The organism is Pseudomonas sp. D1-36, from assembly GCF_051132205.1.
In the GTDB taxonomy this organism is placed as follows: domain Bacteria; phylum Pseudomonadota; class Gammaproteobacteria; order Pseudomonadales; family Pseudomonadaceae; genus Aquipseudomonas.
Genome location: NZ_CP071674.1, coordinates 211,693 through 228,563, shown reverse-complemented (window position 1 = coordinate 228,563; position 16,871 = coordinate 211,693). Strand labels below are relative to the sequence as shown.

Sequence of the window (16,871 nt, the reverse complement as noted above, 5' to 3'; positions counted from 1 at the left end):
CCCAGCGGGAGCAAGCTCCCTCGCCACAAAAGCACCGAGTCACAGCTCGATTAATTTACCGCTCGTGCAAAGCCTCGGCCCGGGCTTTGACGATCGGCTTGAGCAGGTAGCTGAGCACGGTTTTCTTGCCGGTGATGATGTCCACTGACGCCACCATCCCCGGGATGATCAGCAACGGCTTTTCAGGCGTGCCCAGGTGGCTACGCTCGGTGCGCAGCTTGATGATGTAGTAAGTGCTTTTCTTGTCTTCATCGGTGATGGTGTCGGCGCCGATCTGTTCCAGCTTGGCTTTCAGCCCGCCATAGATGGTGTAGTCGTAAGCCGTGAATTTCACCGTGGCGTCCTGGCCGGGGTGCAGGAAGGCGATGTCCTGGGGACGGATTTTCGCCTCCACCAGGATGGTGTCGTCCAGCGGCACGATCTCCACCAGGTCGCTACCCGGCTGGATCACGCCACCGATGGTGTTCACCAGCATTTTGTTGACGATGCCGCGCACCGGCGACGTCACCAGAGTCCGGCTCACGCGGTCTTCCAGGGCCTTGCCGGTGGCCTGGGCCTTGTTCAGGTCGGTGCGCGCTTCGTTGAGTTGGGTCAAGGCTTCGCTGCGGAATTTACCGCGGGTCTCGTCGATCTTGCGCTGCACTTCCTTGATGGCCGACTCGGCGCGAGGAATCGCCAGCGTCGTGGCGTCCAGTTGCCCGCGGGTCTCGACTTCGGCGCGCTTGAGCCGCAGCACCTCCACCGGCGACACCGCGCCTTGGGCCACCAGCGGCTCGGACATGTTGATTTCCTGGCGTTGCAGCGCCAGGCCGGAGCGGTACTGCGCCTGCTTGGACACGAACTCGCGCAGCTCCTGCTGGCGCTGGATCAACTGCTCCTGCAAGCCACCGATCTCATCGTGCAGTTGCTGGCGACGGCTGATGTACAACGACTCTTCGCTGGCGGCCTGGCCCGGTACGGCCTCGAGCACATCGGCCGGAAAATTCAGCGGTCTATCTTCAACCTCGGCGCTCAGGCGCTCGACCCGCAGCAGCATCGACAGGCGATCGGCCTCGGTTTCCCCGACATTGGAGACAAACCGCGTGTCGTCCAGGCGAATCAGCGGCGCGCCAGCCTCGACGATCTGCCCTTCCTTGATGAACAGCTCAGCGACGATGCCACCTTCCAGGTTCTGGATCTTCTGGATCTTGGACGATGGGATTGCCTTGCCGTCGCCCTTGGTCACTTCGTCGATCTCAGCGAAGTTGGCCCACAGCACCAAGAACACAAAGAAGCCGATGATGCCCCAGATCGTCAGGCGCACCACTCGCGGGGCGTCCTCGATCAGTGCCTTGTTGACCTCGGGCAGCGGTTGGCCATGCAGCGAGTCGGAACCCTTGAAATAGCGGCCCACAGCGCCCTTCAAACCTGATTTAAGCAACACTGATCTGCCCCTTTTTCAACGCTTCCATCACGGCGGCCTTGGGACCGTCGGCGAGGATCTGCCCTCGGTCGACCACCAACAGGCGATCCACCAGCGACAGCAACGACGCCCGGTGCGTCACCAACAGCACCGTCTTGTTTTCCACCACGGCGGCCAAGCGCTGCTTCAAGCGTTCTTCGCCGGTGTTGTCCATGGCGCTGGTAGGTTCGTCCAGCAACAGGATGGGCGGATTGAGTAGCAACGCGCGAGCCAGGGCGACGTTCTGGCGCTGGCCGCCGGACAGGTTCTGCCCCCGCTCGCCCACTTGCAGCTCGTAGCCTTGCGGATGCAGGCGTGCGAACTCGTGTACGCCTGCCAGTTCCGCAGCCTGGAGCACCAATTCGTCTTCGACGTAACGGGCGCCGGAGGTCAGGTTGTCGCGCAGGGTGCCGGCCAACAACTGGATGTCCTGGGGCACATAGCCAATGTTGTAACGCAGCTCGCTGACGTCGATCTGGCGAATGTCCACGCCGTCCACCAGCAACGCGCCGTCGTCAGGCTGGTACAGACCCACCAGCAACTTGGCGAGCGAGCTTTTGCCCGAGCCACTGCGGCCGATGATGCCGATCTTTTCGCCCGGTTTGATCACCAGGTTGATGTTCTTCAACGCGGGGTTCTGCTGGTTCGGGTAGGTGAAATTCAACTGCCGGCATTCAACTGCACCCTGCAAGACCTTGCGGCTAAGCGGACGCTCTTCGAAATTGCGTTCCTGGGGCAGCTCCATCATTTGATCGACAGACGTCATGGTCACCCGCGCCTGCTGGTAACGGGTCAACAAGCCCGACAGCGACGCCAATGGGCTCAGGGCACGACCGCTGAGCATGTAGCAAGCTATCAACCCGCCCATGCTCAGGTTGCCGGCGATGATCTGGTAGACACCGAAGACGATCATGATCACCCCGGCCAGTTGCTGGATCAGCAAGGTGATGTTCATCGCCAGGCCGGACAGCATTTTCACCCGCAGTTCGAGACGGCCCAGGGTGCCGATGGTTTGTTCCCACTGATATTGCCGCTCACTCTCGGCGTTGTTGACCTTCACCGCATCCAGGCCGGCGAGGGTTTCGATCAGGCTGGATTGACGCTCGGCGCCCAAGGCCATGGTGCGCTCCATGGTCGCGACCAGAGGCTTTTGCAACGCATAACCGATCAGCAAGGCAATCGGGAACGCCAGCACCGGAATCCACACCAGATGCCCACCGAGGATCGCGATGACCATGAAGATCAGCAGGGTGAACGGCAGGTCGATCAGGCTGGTGAGGGTCAGCGAGGCAAGGAAATCCCGCAGGCTCTGGAACTCATGAATATTCTGGGCAAAGCTGCCCACCCGCGCAGGGCGGTATTTCATGGCCATGCCGACGATGCGCTCGAACAGCGTCGCCGAAATGATCAAGTCGGTTTTCTTGCCCGCCAAATCCAGGCACAAGCTGCGCAGCATTTTCAGGATCAGGTCGAACACATAGGCGCCGGTGATCCCGACGGCGAGTACCCACAGCGTCGACTCGGCCTGGTTCGGCACCACGCGATCGTAGACGTTCATCACGAACAGCGGAGCGGCCATGGCGATGATGTTGATCAACAGGCTGGCGGCGATGGCGTCGGCGTACAGCCAGCGGGAACGCTTGAGCGTGTCGCGAAACCAGGATCGCGCGCGGGGAATGAGCGTGCCGTGGTTGACGTCAAATTTATGCTGCGGTTGGGCGAAAAAAACTTTGCCGCTGTAGTCGTCGGCAAGCAGCTCATGGCTCACCGTGACTTCGCCGCCTTCGCTTTCGCTGAGCAGCAAGCGCGCCTGGCCGTCCCCGGCCCAGCCCAGCAGCACGGCGCTGCGGCCTTCCTTAAGCAGCAACAGGGCGGGCATTGCAATGGCGGGGATTTGTTCAAGCTTGCGCTGCAGCACCCGGCCTTGCAGACCGGCACGGGCCGCCGCACGCGACAATAATTCGACGCTCAGCCGTTGCTTGGGCAACGGCAGGCCGGTGGTGAGCATCGCCGCGCTGGCAGGCTTCTGATGCAGCATGCAAAGCGCCAGCAAACCATCCAACAATGGGTCGTCGTGCAGCGTGCGCGGGTCATGAACTAGTTCGACTGGACTGACTTCTGATTCCACGCTCGGCACTCTGACTGATAAAAACGGGTGGGAGGACTCAATTCATCCCAGGTAACTGGACCTTGGGTTTCACGTCGTTCTGCACAACCGATGCCAACGGCGCGACCACACCCTGGCTTTTCAGCAACTGGCCCATGGTTGCCTTGATCCGGTACTGGGTGAACAGCTGCACGTTCTTGATTTCCGCCAGGCGACGGGAAGCGCTAAACAACTCGTTTTCGCTGTCGAGCAAGTCGAGCAAGGTACGCTCGCCGAGGCTGAACTGCTTCTGATAGGCCGTGCGCACGTTGGCGCTGCGGTCGACGTATTGCTGGGCGATCGGCACTTGGGCGTTGGCGTTGTTCAACGCGTTCCAGGCCAGGCCCAATTCTTCGTTCAACTGGCGCAGCGCGTTGTTGCGGATATCCAGCGCCTGGTTGGACAGGTAGGACTTGGATTCCAGGTCGGCCTTGTTACTGCCACCGGCGTACAGGTTGAAGCGCATGCGCAGCATGGCTTGCCATTCATTGTTGTGGCCGTTCTGGCCGTCCAGGTCATTGTCGGCGGTGCGACCCAGCTCTGCGTCGAAGCGCGGATAGAAGCTCGACTTGGCGGCCGCGTACTGCTGCTCGGCAGCGGCGATATCCGCTTCGGCCGAACGCAGCACCGGGCTGTTGTCTAGCATCTGGGCGCGGGCTTCGGTGAGGTTGGCCGGCAGCAGCGCCATAAAGTCGGCGGGACGCTCCAATTGATCCGGCAGTTGGCCGACGGCGCTGAGGTAATTGGTCTCGGCGTCGGCCAGATTGGTCTGTTCGGTGATGAGGTTATTGCGGGCCTGGGCCATGCGCGCTTCGGCCTGGTCCAGGTCGGCGCCGCTGCCTACGCCACGGGAGGTGCGCAGCTTGATCTGATCGAAGATGCGTTCGTGGCTTTTGAGGTTTTCCTCGGCCAGGCGCACGAATTCGCGACGGGTCAGCACGTCCAGGTACACCTGGGCCACGGTCAAGCCAGTGCGCTCAGAGGCGTCGAGCAAGGAATAGGCACGGGCATTGACGTTGGCTTGTTGACGCCCCACTTCGCTGGACGTCGCAAAACCGTCAAAAACCATTTGCGACAGGCGCAGGCTCGACTCACTGCGGTTCAAGGTTTCCCAATGATTATTGGTGCCCGAACGGGTGGTCACGCTGTCGGTGCCTTCACGGCCGTACCCGGCTGCGAGGTCCACTCTAGGCAGGTAGCCGCCCTTGGCAGCCTTGAGCTGATAATCCGCCGCCAGGCGACTGTTCACGCCCGCCTGGATTTCCGGATGAACATCCAATGCTTGTTGCATGGCCTGCGGCAAGGTTTGTGCTTGTACGAAACTGGCGGCGAGGGCGAAAGGTAAAGCCTTGAGCAGATGCGAACGCATGGTTGGTTAAATCCCGAAAACGCTTGTCTTGAATCACAGCGAAACGTGGCGCTGCATCGGATGATGGCAACCGGAATGACCGTATGTCGGAAAGTTCAAAACAGGGGTTGGAACACGCACTGAAAGAACAGGTCGCCGCTTAAATATCAATGTGACATTACAGAAGCGATTGTTTAGGATGGCCGGCAGAAGGTCAATAGTTTGGCAGCAACAAAAACCTTCCGCAGTTGCCGCCAATAAACCGTCAAATTTAAAGCGTCAAAACATTATCCCTTAGTGAGCATGTACGTCCAGACCGCTACGGCCAACGAGGCTGTCGGGTCCATGGAAGTCTACTGAACGTGGTACCCGGAGAGTCTTCAATGAGCAGTGTTATTGCCGTCGTCAAAAGCATTGTTGGTCAGGTTTTCGCCGTATCCCCCGAGGGTATTCGGCGCGTACTCATTGAAGGCGACCGCCTTAACGTGGGCGACCAGTTGGACACCGGCCCTGCCGGTGCCGTCACATTGGAGCTGGCCGATGGCCGCTCGCTGGACCTGGGCCGGGACACCCAATGGAGCGCCAATGCTGCGGACTCCTCCACTGATCTGGAACAGGCCGCCGCCCAAGCCGCGCCCTCGGTAGACGAACTGCAACAAGCCATCGCCGCGGGCGTCGACCCGACGACCGCCCTGGAAGCCACCGCTGCCGGCCCAACCGCTGCTGGCACGGGCGGTGCGGCCGGTGGTGGCCACAGCTTCGTCGTACTGGATGCCACGGCTGGCAGCGTCGATCCGACAATCGGTTTTCCCACGGAAGGACTCGCCGCGGCTGCCGCCACCGATGACAACATCCTGGGTGGTGACACCACTGCCGATACGACCGCCAACGCCGTGCTCAATGCGACCATGACGCTGAGCGCCACGCCGACCCTGACCGAGGCCGGCGGCGTGCTGGTCTACACCGCGACCGTCACCCAGGCGCCGCTGACCAACCTGACCGTGACCTTGTCCAACGGTGCAGTCATCGTCATTCCAGCCGGACAACTGACCGGCAGCGTCAATGTGCCGCTCGCGCCGAACGACACGGTCTATAACGACCCAAGCCAGATCAGCGTGACTGTCACCGGCACCACCGGCGGCAGCGGCATCGCCGTGACCGTACCCACCACGCCCGCCGTTACCCAGATCACCGACACCGTCGACACCACCACCGTCACCCTGAGCGCAGGCGACACCGTTACCGAAGGCGGTCAGATCACTTACACCGCCACGCTGACCAATCCGGCCCAGACGCCAGTGACCGTGACCTTGAGCAACGGCTCGGTCATCACCATTGCCGCCGGCCAGACCACCGGCACCGTCGCTGTCGATACCCCGCCGAACGATGTCTACAACAATGGCAGTACTGTCAGCACCACCATTACTGGCGCAACTGGGGGTAACTTCGAGAACCTGGTTCCGAATACGGCGCCTGCGGTCACGACGATCACTGATTCGCTTGACACCACCACCGTGACGCTGACCGCCAACCCAACCGTGAATGAAAACGGCACGATCACTTACACCGCTACCTTGACGGGTGCCGATGGAAAGCCGATCACTGCCCAGAATGGTCCGGTTACCGTGACCTTGGACAGTGGTAAAACCATCACTATTGCAGCCGGCGCGAGCTCGGGTGTGTTGGATGTGGCAGTGGGCAACGACGTCTACCAAGGCCCAACCACCGTCACCGAGTCGATCAAAGACGCATCCGGCGGCAACCTGGAAGCCATCGCGCCTAACACGACGCCAGTCAGCACCGTGGTCAGCGATGTCAACGACACCACTACCGTGACGCTGACCGCTAACCCAACCGTGAATGAAAACGGCACGATCACCTACACCGCCACCTTGACGGGCGCCGATGGCAAGCCCGTCACTGCGCAGAACGGTCCGGTCACCGTGACCTTGGACAGCGGCAAGACCATCACCATCGCAGCCGGCGCGAGCTCGGGTGTGTTGGATGTAGCGGTCGGCAACGACGTGTACCAAGGCCCTACCACTGTCACCGAGTCGATCAAAGACGCATCCGGCGGCAATCTCGAAGCCATCGCGCCGAACACGACTCCAGTGAGCACCGTGGTCAGCGACGTTAACGACACGACCACCGTGACGCTGACCGCTAACCCGACCGTGAATGAAAACGGCACGATCACTTATACCGCGACCCTGACCGGTGCCGATGGCAAGCCCGTTACCGCGCAAAATGGTCCTGTAACGGTCACGCTCGAAAGCGGTAAGACGATCACCATCGCAGCGGGCGCAAGCTCGGGCGTATTGGATGTGGCAGTGGGCAACGACGTCTACCAAGGCCCAACGACGGTTACTGAATCGATTGCCTCGGCATCCGGCGGCAACCTCGAAGCCATCGCGCCGAACACCGCTCCGGTCAGCACTATCGTCAGCGACGTTAACGACACGACCACCGTGACGCTGACCGCCAACCCAACCGTGAATGAAAACGGCACGATCACCTACACCGCCACGCTGACGGGTGCCGATGGCAAGCCGGTCACTGCGCAAAATGGTCCGGTTACCGTGACCTTGGACAGTGGTAAAACCATCACTATCGCAGCCGGAGCGAGCTCGGGTGTCTTGGATGTAGCGGTCGGCAACGACGTCTACCAAGGCCCTACGACGGTTACTGAATCGATTGCCTCGGCATCCGGCGGCAACCTGGAAGCCATTGCGCCTAACACCACGCCAGTCAGCACCGTGGTCAGCGACGTCAACGACACCACCACTGTGACGCTGACCGCTAACCCAACCGTGAACGAAAACGGCACGATCACTTATACCGCCACGCTGACGGGTGCCGATGGCAAACCCGTCACTGCTCAGAACGGTCCGGTTACCGTGACGCTGGAAAGCGGTAAAACCATCACCATCGCAGCCGGTGCAAGCTCGGGTGTGTTGGATGTGGCGGTCGGCAACGACGTTTATCAAGGCCCTACGACGGTTACTGAATCGATTGCCTCGGCATCCGGCGGCAACCTCGAAGCCATCGCACCGAACACCACGCCAGTCAGTACTGTGGTCAGCGATGTTAACGACACGACGACCGTGACGTTGACCGCGAACCCAACCGTGAACGAAAACGGCACGATCACTTACACCGCCACCCTAACCGGTGCCGATGGCAAGCCCGTCACTGCCCAGAATGGTCCTGTAACGGTCACGCTCGAAAGCGGCAAGACGATTACCATCGCAGCCGGTGCAAGTTCGGGCGTGTTGGACGTGGCGGTCGGCAACGACGTCTACCAAGGCCCAACCACCGTCACCGAGTCGATCAAAGACGCATCCGGCGGCAACCTCGAAGCCATCGCGCCTAACACGACGCCAGTGAGCACCGTGGTCAGCGATGTCAACGACACAACCACTGTGACGCTGACGGCTAACCCGACCGTGAACGAAAACGGCACGATCACCTACACCGCCACCCTGACCGGTGCCGATGGCAAACCGGTCACTGCGCAGAACGGTCCGGTCACCGTGACCTTGGACAGCGGTAAGACCATCACCATCGCAGCGGGCGCAAGCTCGGGTGTGTTGGATGTAGCGGTCGGCAACGACGTGTACCAAGGTCCAACCACCGTCACCGAGTCGATCAAAGACGCATCCGGTGGCAACCTCGAAGCTATCGCACCGAACACCACGCCAGTCAGCACTGTGGTCAGCGATGTCAACGACACCACCACCGTGACGCTGACCGCTAACCCGACCGTGAACGAAAACGGCACGATCACCTACACCGCCACCCTTACCGGCGCCGATGGCAAGCCAGTCACTGCGCAGAACGGTCCTGTAACGGTCACGCTCGAAAGCGGTAAGACGATCACCATCGCAGCGGGCGCAAGCTCGGGTGTGTTGGATGTGGCAGTGGGCAACGACGTCTACCAAGGTCCAACGACGGTTACTGAATCGATTGCCTCGGCATCCGGCGGCAACCTCGAAGCCATCGCGCCTAACACGACGCCAGTCAGCACTGTGGTCAGCGACGTCAACGACACGACTACCGTGACGCTGACGGCTAACCCGACCGTGAACGAAAACGGCACGATCACCTACACCGCCACCCTGACCGGTGCCGATGGCAAACCGGTCACTGCGCAGAACGGTCCGGTCACCGTGACCTTGGACAGCGGTAAGACCATCACCATCGCAGCGGGCGCAAGCTCGGGTGTGTTGGATGTAGCGGTCGGCAACGACGTGTACCAAGGTCCAACCACCGTCACCGAGTCGATCAAAGACGCATCCGGTGGCAACCTCGAAGCCATCGCACCGAACACCACGCCAGTCAGCACTGTGGTCAGCGACGTCAACGACACGACCACCGTGACGCTGACCGCGAATCCGACCGTGAACGAAAACGGCACGATCACTTACACCGCCACGCTGACGGGTGCCGATGGCAAACCCGTCACTGCTCAGAACGGTCCGGTTACCGTGACGCTGGAAAGCGGTAAAACCATCACCATCGCAGCGGGCGCAAGCTCGGGTGTGTTGGATGTAGCGGTTGGCAACGACGTGTACCAAGGCCCTACGACGGTTACTGAATCGATTGCCTCGGCATCCGGTGGCAACCTCGAAGCCATCGCGCCGAACACCGCTCCGGTCAGCACTATCGTCAGCGACGTCAACGACACGACCACCGTGACGCTGACCGCGAATCCGACCGTGAACGAAAACGGCACGATCACTTATACCGCCACCTTGACCGGTGCCGATGGCAAGCCCGTTACCGCGCAAAATGGTCCGGTTACCGTGACCCTGGACAGCGGTAAGACCATCACCATCGCAGCCGGCGCGAGCTCGGGTGTGTTGGATGTAGCGGTCGGCAACGACGTGTACCAAGGCCCTACCACTGTCACCGAGTCGATCAAAGACGCATCCGGCGGCAATCTCGAAGCCATCGCGCCGAACACGACTCCAGTGAGCACCGTGGTCAGCGACGTTAACGACACGACCACCGTGACGCTGACCGCTAACCCGACCGTGAACGAAAACGGCACGATCACCTACACCGCTACCCTGACCGGTGCCGATGGCAAGCCCGTTACCGCGCAAAATGGTCCTGTAACGGTCACGCTCGAAAGCGGCAAGACCATCACCATCGCAGCCGGTGCAAGCTCAGGCGTGTTGGATGTGGCGGTCGGCAACGACGTCTACCAAGGTCCAACCACCGTCACCGAGTCGATCAAAGACGCATCCGGCGGCAACCTCGAAGCCATCGCGCCGAACACGACGCCAGTCAGCACCGTGGTCAGCGACGTTAACGACACGACCACCGTGACGCTGACCGCTAACCCGACCGTGAATGAAAACGGCACGATCACTTACACCGCCACCCTGACCGGTGCCGATGGCAAGCCGGTCACTGCGCAAAATGGTCCGGTTACCGTGACCTTGGACAGTGGTAAGACAATCACCATCGCAGCCGGCGCAAGCTCGGGTGTGTTGGATGTAGCGGTCGGCAACGACGTCTACCAAGGTCCAACCACCGTCACCGAGTCGATCAAAGACGCATCCGGCGGCAACCTGGAAGCCATCGCACCTAACACTACGCCAGTCAGCACTGTGGTCAGCGACGTTAACGACACGACCACTGTGACGCTGACCGCAAATCCGACCGTGAACGAAAACGGCACGATCACTTACACCGCCACGCTGACCGGTGCCGATGGCAAACCGGTCACTGCCCAGAATGGTCCAGTTACCGTGACCTTGGACAGTGGTAAAACCATCACCATCGCAGCCGGTGCAAGCTCGGGTGTGTTGGATGTGGCGGTAGGCAACGACGTCTACCAAGGCCCTACGACGGTTACTGAATCGATTGCCTCGGCATCCGGCGGCAACCTCGAAGCCATCGCACCGAACACCACGCCAGTCAGCACTGTGGTCAGCGACGTCAACGACACGACCACCGTGACGCTGACCGCGAATCCGACCGTGAACGAAAACGGCACGATCACTTACACCGCCACGCTGACCGGTGCCGATGGCAAACCGGTCACTGCCCAGAATGGTCCAGTTACCGTGACCTTGGACAGCGGTAAAACCATCACCATCGCAGCCGGTGCAAGCTCGGGTGTGTTGGATGTAGCGGTTAGCAACGACGTCTACCAAGGCCCTACCACTGTCACCGAGTCGATCAAAGATGCAACCGGTGGCAACCTCGAAGCCATCGCGCCTAACACGACGCCAGTGAGCACTGTGGTCAGCGATGTCAACGACACCACTACCGTGACGCTGACCGCGAATCCGACCGTGAACGAAAACGGCACGATCACTTATACCGCCACGCTGACGGGTGCCGATGGCAAGCCCGTTACCGCGCAAAATGGTCCTGTAACGGTCACGCTCGAAAGCGGTAAGACGATCACCATCGCAGCGGGCGCAAGCTCGGGCGTATTGGATGTAGCGGTCGGCAACGACGTGTACCAGGGCCCTACCACTGTCACCGAGTCGATCAAAGATGCAACAGGTGGCAACCTCGAAGCCATCGCGCCGAACACGACGCCAGTCAGCACCGTGGTCAGCGACGTTAACGACACGACCACCGTGACGCTGACCGCTAACCCGACCGTGAACGAAAACGGCACGATCACCTACACCGCTACCCTGACCGGTGCCGATGGAAAGCCGGTCACTGCGCAGAATGGTCCGGTTACCGTGACCTTGGACAGTGGTAAAACCATCACCATCGCAGCCGGTGCAAGCTCGGGTGTGTTGGATGTAGCGGTTGGCAACGACGTCTACCAAGGTCCAACGACGGTTACCGAATCGATTGCCTCGGCATCCGGTGGCAACCTCGAAGCCATCGCACCGAACACCGCTCCGGTCAGCACTATCGTCAGCGATGTCAACGACACCACTACCGTGACGCTGACCGCCAACCCAACCGTGAACGAAAACGGCACGATCACCTACACCGCGACCTTGACCGGTGCCGATGGCAAGCCCGTTACCGCGCAAAATGGTCCTGTAACGGTCACGCTCGAAAGCGGCAAGACCATCACCATCGCAGCCGGTGCAAGCTCGGGTGTGTTGGATGTGGCGGTCGGCAACGACGTTTATCAAGGCCCTACGACGGTTACTGAATCGATTGCCTCGGCATCCGGCGGCAACCTCGAAGCCATCGCACCGAACACCACGCCAGTCAGCACTGTGGTCAGCGACGTCAACGACACGACCACCGTGACGCTGACCGCGAATCCGACCGTGAACGAAAACGGCACGATCACTTATACCGCCACGCTGACGGGTGCCGATGGCAAACCCGTCACTGCCCAGAACGGTCCTGTAACGGTCACGCTCGAAAGCGGTAAGATGATCACCATCGCAGCGGGCGCAAGCTCGGGCGTATTGGATGTGGCAGTGGGCAACGACGTCTACCAAGGTCCAACGACGGTTACTGAATCGATTGCCTCGGCATCCGGCGGCAACCTGGAAGCCATCGCACCTAACACCGCTCCGGTCAGCACTATCGTCAGCGACGTCAACGACACGACCGCTGTGACGTTGACCGCTAACCCGACCGTGAACGAAAACGGCACGATCACTTATACCGCCACGCTGACGGGTGCCGATGGCAAGCCGGTCACTGCGCAAAATGGTCCGGTTACCGTGACCTTGGACAGTGGTAAAACCATCACCATCGCAGCCGGCGCAAGCTCGGGTGTGTTGGATGTGGCAGTGGGCAACGACGTCTACCAAGGCCCAACGACGGTTACTGAATCGATTGCCTCGGCATCCGGCGGCAACCTGGAAGCCATTGCGCCTAACACCACGCCAGTCAGCACCGTGGTCAGCGACGTCAACGACACCACCACCGTGACGCTGACCGCTAACCCAACCGTGAACGAAAACGGCACGATCACTTACACCGCTACCCTGACCGGTGCCGATGGCAAGCCCGTTACCGCGCAAAATGGTCCTGTAACGGTCACGCTCGAAAGCGGTAAGACAATCACCATCGCAGCCGGCGCAAGCTCTGGCGTGCTCAATGTCGCGGTCGGTAACGATGTCTATACCGGTGCGCCGTCCATTACCGAGTCGATCAAATCTGCATCCGGTGGCAATCTGGAAGCCATCGTCGTTGATAAGACTGGCGCATCGACTGCTGTAGGCGACACCGTCGACAACACCACTGTCAGCATCACCGGCAGCTCATCGGTCACCGAAGGCCAGGCGGCTACCTATACCGTCAGCCTGACGAACCCGGCGCAAACCGAGGTGACGGTGAAGATCGTCTACAGCGGCACTGCCGCCGACGGCTCGGACTTCACGGGCGTTTACACCGTGAAGATCCCGGCCAATGCCACCAGCGCCAACTTCAACGTGGCAACCCTGGACGACAAGATCACCGAAGGCACGGAAAACTTCGTGGTCAAGATCGACTCCGCCACCGGCGGTAACTTCGAGCATCTGGCGGTCAGCGGGACCAACGGCAGTGTCAGCACCTCGATCATCGACAACGATGCGGCGCCGGTGCTCGACCTGGATGCCAACAACTCCAGTGGCAAGACCGGTGCCGATTACCAGGTGACCTTCACCGAAGGCACCACCGGCCCAGGCGTGTCGATTGGCGATACCGACCTGAAGATCACCGATCCGGACAGCACCATGCTGACCGGCGCCACCATTGTGCTGACCAACCGTCAGCCTGGCGATCATCTGAACCTGGGCAATAGCGTCAACGGCATCAGCATCAACGCCAACAGCACCGACGGCAAGGTCGTCCTGACGCTGACGGGCAATGCGACGCTGGCCGATTATATGCAGCAGATCAAGAACATCAGCTTCATCAACAACAGCGAAGACCCGAGCAGCGTACCGCGCGTCATCACCGTGACGGTGACCGACGGCGCAAGCTACTCCAACACCGCCACTACCACGGTAAACGTGGTCGGCGTCAACGATGCACCGGTGGCCGCCGGTGGTTCGGTGACCGGTACCGAGGACACTTCGCTGGTCCTCGGCTGGTCGACCTTCGGCGTCAGCGACGTGGACAGCTCCGCCGCCAGCCAGGGCGTGAAAATCACCGGGTTGCCAGGCGATGGCAAGTTGCAGTACCTAGATGGCGCGACCTGGAAGAACGTTGCCAACAACCAGACCTTCACCAAGGCCGACATCGACGCCGGCAAGTTGCGCTTCACCCCGGATGCCAACGAATCCGGTGCCAATGGTTATGGCGGCAGCGGCGTGGGCAACAAGCAGGCTGACTACGCGCAGATCAAATTCCAGCCAACCGACGGCCAGGCCCTGGGCAACACCGGCACCGTGAAGATCGACATCACGCCAACCGCCGACGCGCCGACCCTCAACGTAGCCGGCAACAACGTGACCTCCACCGGCCTGATCAAGGAAGTCTGGACCGGGCTGTCGGGCCTGGGCACCGATGGCAACGGCGCGCCGTCGGGCACGCTCAAGTCAGTGATCGATGCCGCCGGCACGCCGAACAGCAGCACCAACGTGAGCAACGTGCAGAACGACGGCAACGTCAATCCGGGCACCGCGTCGAAGACCTCGGGGCTGATTTTCCTGGAAGCCGGCAAGATCTATACCTTCAGCGGCACCGGCGATGACAGCCTGCTGGTGACCATTGGTGGCAAGGACGTGGCGGGCATTACCTGGGGCGCCGGTGGCAAGCTCAATGGTTCGTTCACCCCGACCACCAGCGGCTACTACACCCTGGACATCTACCACCACAACCAGACCGGCCCGGGCAGCTATGACGTGAACCTGTCGGTCAACGGCAGCACGCCCGTGGACCTGAGCAGCGCCGGCATACCGCTCTATACCGGCGTCGCCGACCTGACGAACGCTGGCGTGTCCGTTTCCGACCTGCACGGCACCAATGGCGAAGGCTACTACGACGGCTTCAAGCTCAACGAAGGCGCCGAAGGCGGCAGCGTGAACCTGTCGAAGATCACCACCGCCCTGACCGACACCGACGGTTCCGAAAGCTTGAGCGTGAAGATCGGCGGCATGCCTGAAGGCAGCGTCCTGAGTGACGGCGCGGGTCACACCGCAACCGTGGGAGCCAACGGCGAAGCCTCGGTTACCGGCTGGAACCTTGGCAGCCTCAACCTGACGCCGCCGACCTATTTCAACGGCCAGATCAACCTGACAGTGACGTCGACCTCCACCGAAACCCTCGGCGGGTCGGCGACGACCACGGCACAAATCCCGGTGACGGTGCATCCGGCGGTCTACAACGCTGCGACAGCCACTTCCGGCAGTGACAACGTCACCGGCACCGACGGCAACGACATCGTGGTCGCCGACATCGGCGGCCTGACCGTGGTGCCGGGCGTCAACTACAACATCGCGTTCATGGTCGACAGCTCCGGCAGCATGAGCTCGTCTTCCGTTACCGCCGCGAAGAACTCGCTGACCCAGGTGTTCAACACGCTCAAGCAGAGCATGGGCAGCAACTCCGGGACGGTAAATATTTTCCTGGCGGACTTCGATAATCAGGTCAACAAAAACGTTGCGGTCAACCTCAACGACCCGAACGCGCTGACACTGCTCAAGAGCGTACTCGACTCGATGGTGTCCGGCGGCAATACCAACTATGAAGATGTGTTCAAGACCACCGCAAACTTCTTCAACAGCACCCAAGCCCTGAGTAATACCGGTGCGAAGAACCTGACGTACTTCATCACCGACGGTGAGCCAACGCGCTACCAGTCCGGCGAAGAGACGAACCCAGTGTTGTACGGCACCGTCAAGCTCGACGACGTCCTGAGCGCGGCCAACTACACCGTTGGCAAGTACTACACCCAGACGATCGACAGCACACACAAATTCATCATCGACGAAAATGGGGACATGTTCCTGTCGATCAAGAACGGCAAGAATTGGAATGAAGACTACGTCGGCACGGTGCATGCCGAGGGCAACGGCACGTTCGAGTTCTCCAAACTGGACGGCGGCTGGTGGGGCGACGCCTCGGCAGCAGTCAGCTCAACGGCCAGCTTCACCCTGCTCAAAGGCTTGAGCAACGTTGAAGCCATCGGCCTGAACAACAGCGTGACGCTGAACGACCTCAAGCCCTACGACTCGGACGGCAAGCCGCAAACCAACATCGACCCCAAGGACCTGGCCAACTCGATCATCGGCCACACCGAAGCGACGATGCCGGGAGCCGATACGGTCAACGGCGCGGACGGCAACGACATCCTGTTCGGCGACCTGGTGAGTTTCAACGGCATCGCCGGCGAGGGTTACCAGGCCATCCAATCGTTTGTCGCCCAACAAAGCGGCGCGGACGTCAGCAAGGTCACCACCAGCAACGTGCACCAGTACATCACCGAACACTACACCGCGTTCGATGTGTCCGGCGCACATGACGGCAACGACACCCTGCTGGGCGGTGCCGGCAACGACATCATCTTCGGTCAGGGCGGCAAGGACTTGCTGGACGGTGGTAAGGGCAATGACATCCTGCTCGGCGGCAGCGGTGCCGATACCCTGATTGGCGGCACGGGCAACGACACCCTGATCGGTGGCCTGGGCGGCGACACGTTTGTCTGGAAAGCCGGCGACACCGGCAATGACGTGATCAAGGACTTCAAGGCCGGCGACGGTGACCGGATCGACCTGCGGGACCTGTTGCAGGGCGAAACCGGCAGCACCATCGACCACTTCCTGAAAATCAGCACGGTCGATGGCGTGTCCTCCTTGCAAGTCAGCACCACCGGCCAGTTCAACGCGGCCAACGGTGCGGCGGCGACGCCAGACGTGACGATCAAGCTGGAAGGCAACAACTGGTCGAACATCAACCTGAACTCGCTGATCGCCGGCAGTGATCCGACCATCAAGATCGATCACAACAACAGCTGAGGCTGACACACATCCTGTGGCGAGGGAGCTGGCTCCCTCGCCATG

Annotated in this window: 4 protein-coding genes; 1 reads left to right on the top strand and 3 read right to left on the bottom strand. The window is 60.9% G+C overall.

What is annotated here, in order from left to right; genetic code table 11:
• Positions 1-55 precede the first annotated feature (55 nt).
• From J3P76_RS01005 to J3P76_RS00995, 3 genes are read right to left on the bottom strand one after another with little or no spacing between them, the layout of a single operon-like run.
• Complete coding sequence (locus tag J3P76_RS01005) at positions 56-1,423, bottom strand: HlyD family type I secretion periplasmic adaptor subunit (protein WP_434561294.1); 1,368 nt, start codon at positions 1,421-1,423, stop codon at positions 56-58.
• Complete coding sequence (locus J3P76_RS01000) at positions 1,413-3,569, bottom strand: type I secretion system permease/ATPase (RefSeq protein ID WP_434608434.1); 2,157 nt, start codon at positions 3,567-3,569, stop codon at positions 1,413-1,415. The genes J3P76_RS01005 and J3P76_RS01000 overlap by 11 nt, the downstream gene beginning before the upstream one ends.
• A gap of 37 nt (positions 3,570-3,606) precedes the next feature.
• A complete protein-coding gene (locus J3P76_RS00995; protein ID WP_420766500.1) occupies positions 3,607-4,956 on the bottom strand; it encodes a TolC family outer membrane protein in 1,350 nt (449 codons plus the stop codon).
• 362 nt (positions 4,957-5,318) lie between these two features.
• On the opposite strand from J3P76_RS00995, the gene J3P76_RS00990 reads away from it, so the two are divergent.
• Entirely contained in the window at positions 5,319-16,826 is an 11,508-nt protein-coding gene (locus J3P76_RS00990; protein ID WP_434701408.1) for a retention module-containing protein, read from the top strand.
• The last annotated feature ends 45 nt before the right edge of the window (positions 16,827-16,871 follow it).

Bases quoted from the DNA above. Each gene is read 5' to 3' on its own strand.
- J3P76_RS00995 (WP_420766500.1), bottom strand. From the start codon at position 4,956: ATGCGTTCGCATCTGCTCAAGGCTTTACCTTTCGCCCTCGCCGCCAGT.
- J3P76_RS00990 (WP_434701408.1), top strand. From the start codon at position 5,319: ATGAGCAGTGTTATTGCCGTCGTCAAAAGCATTGTTGGTCAGGTTTTC.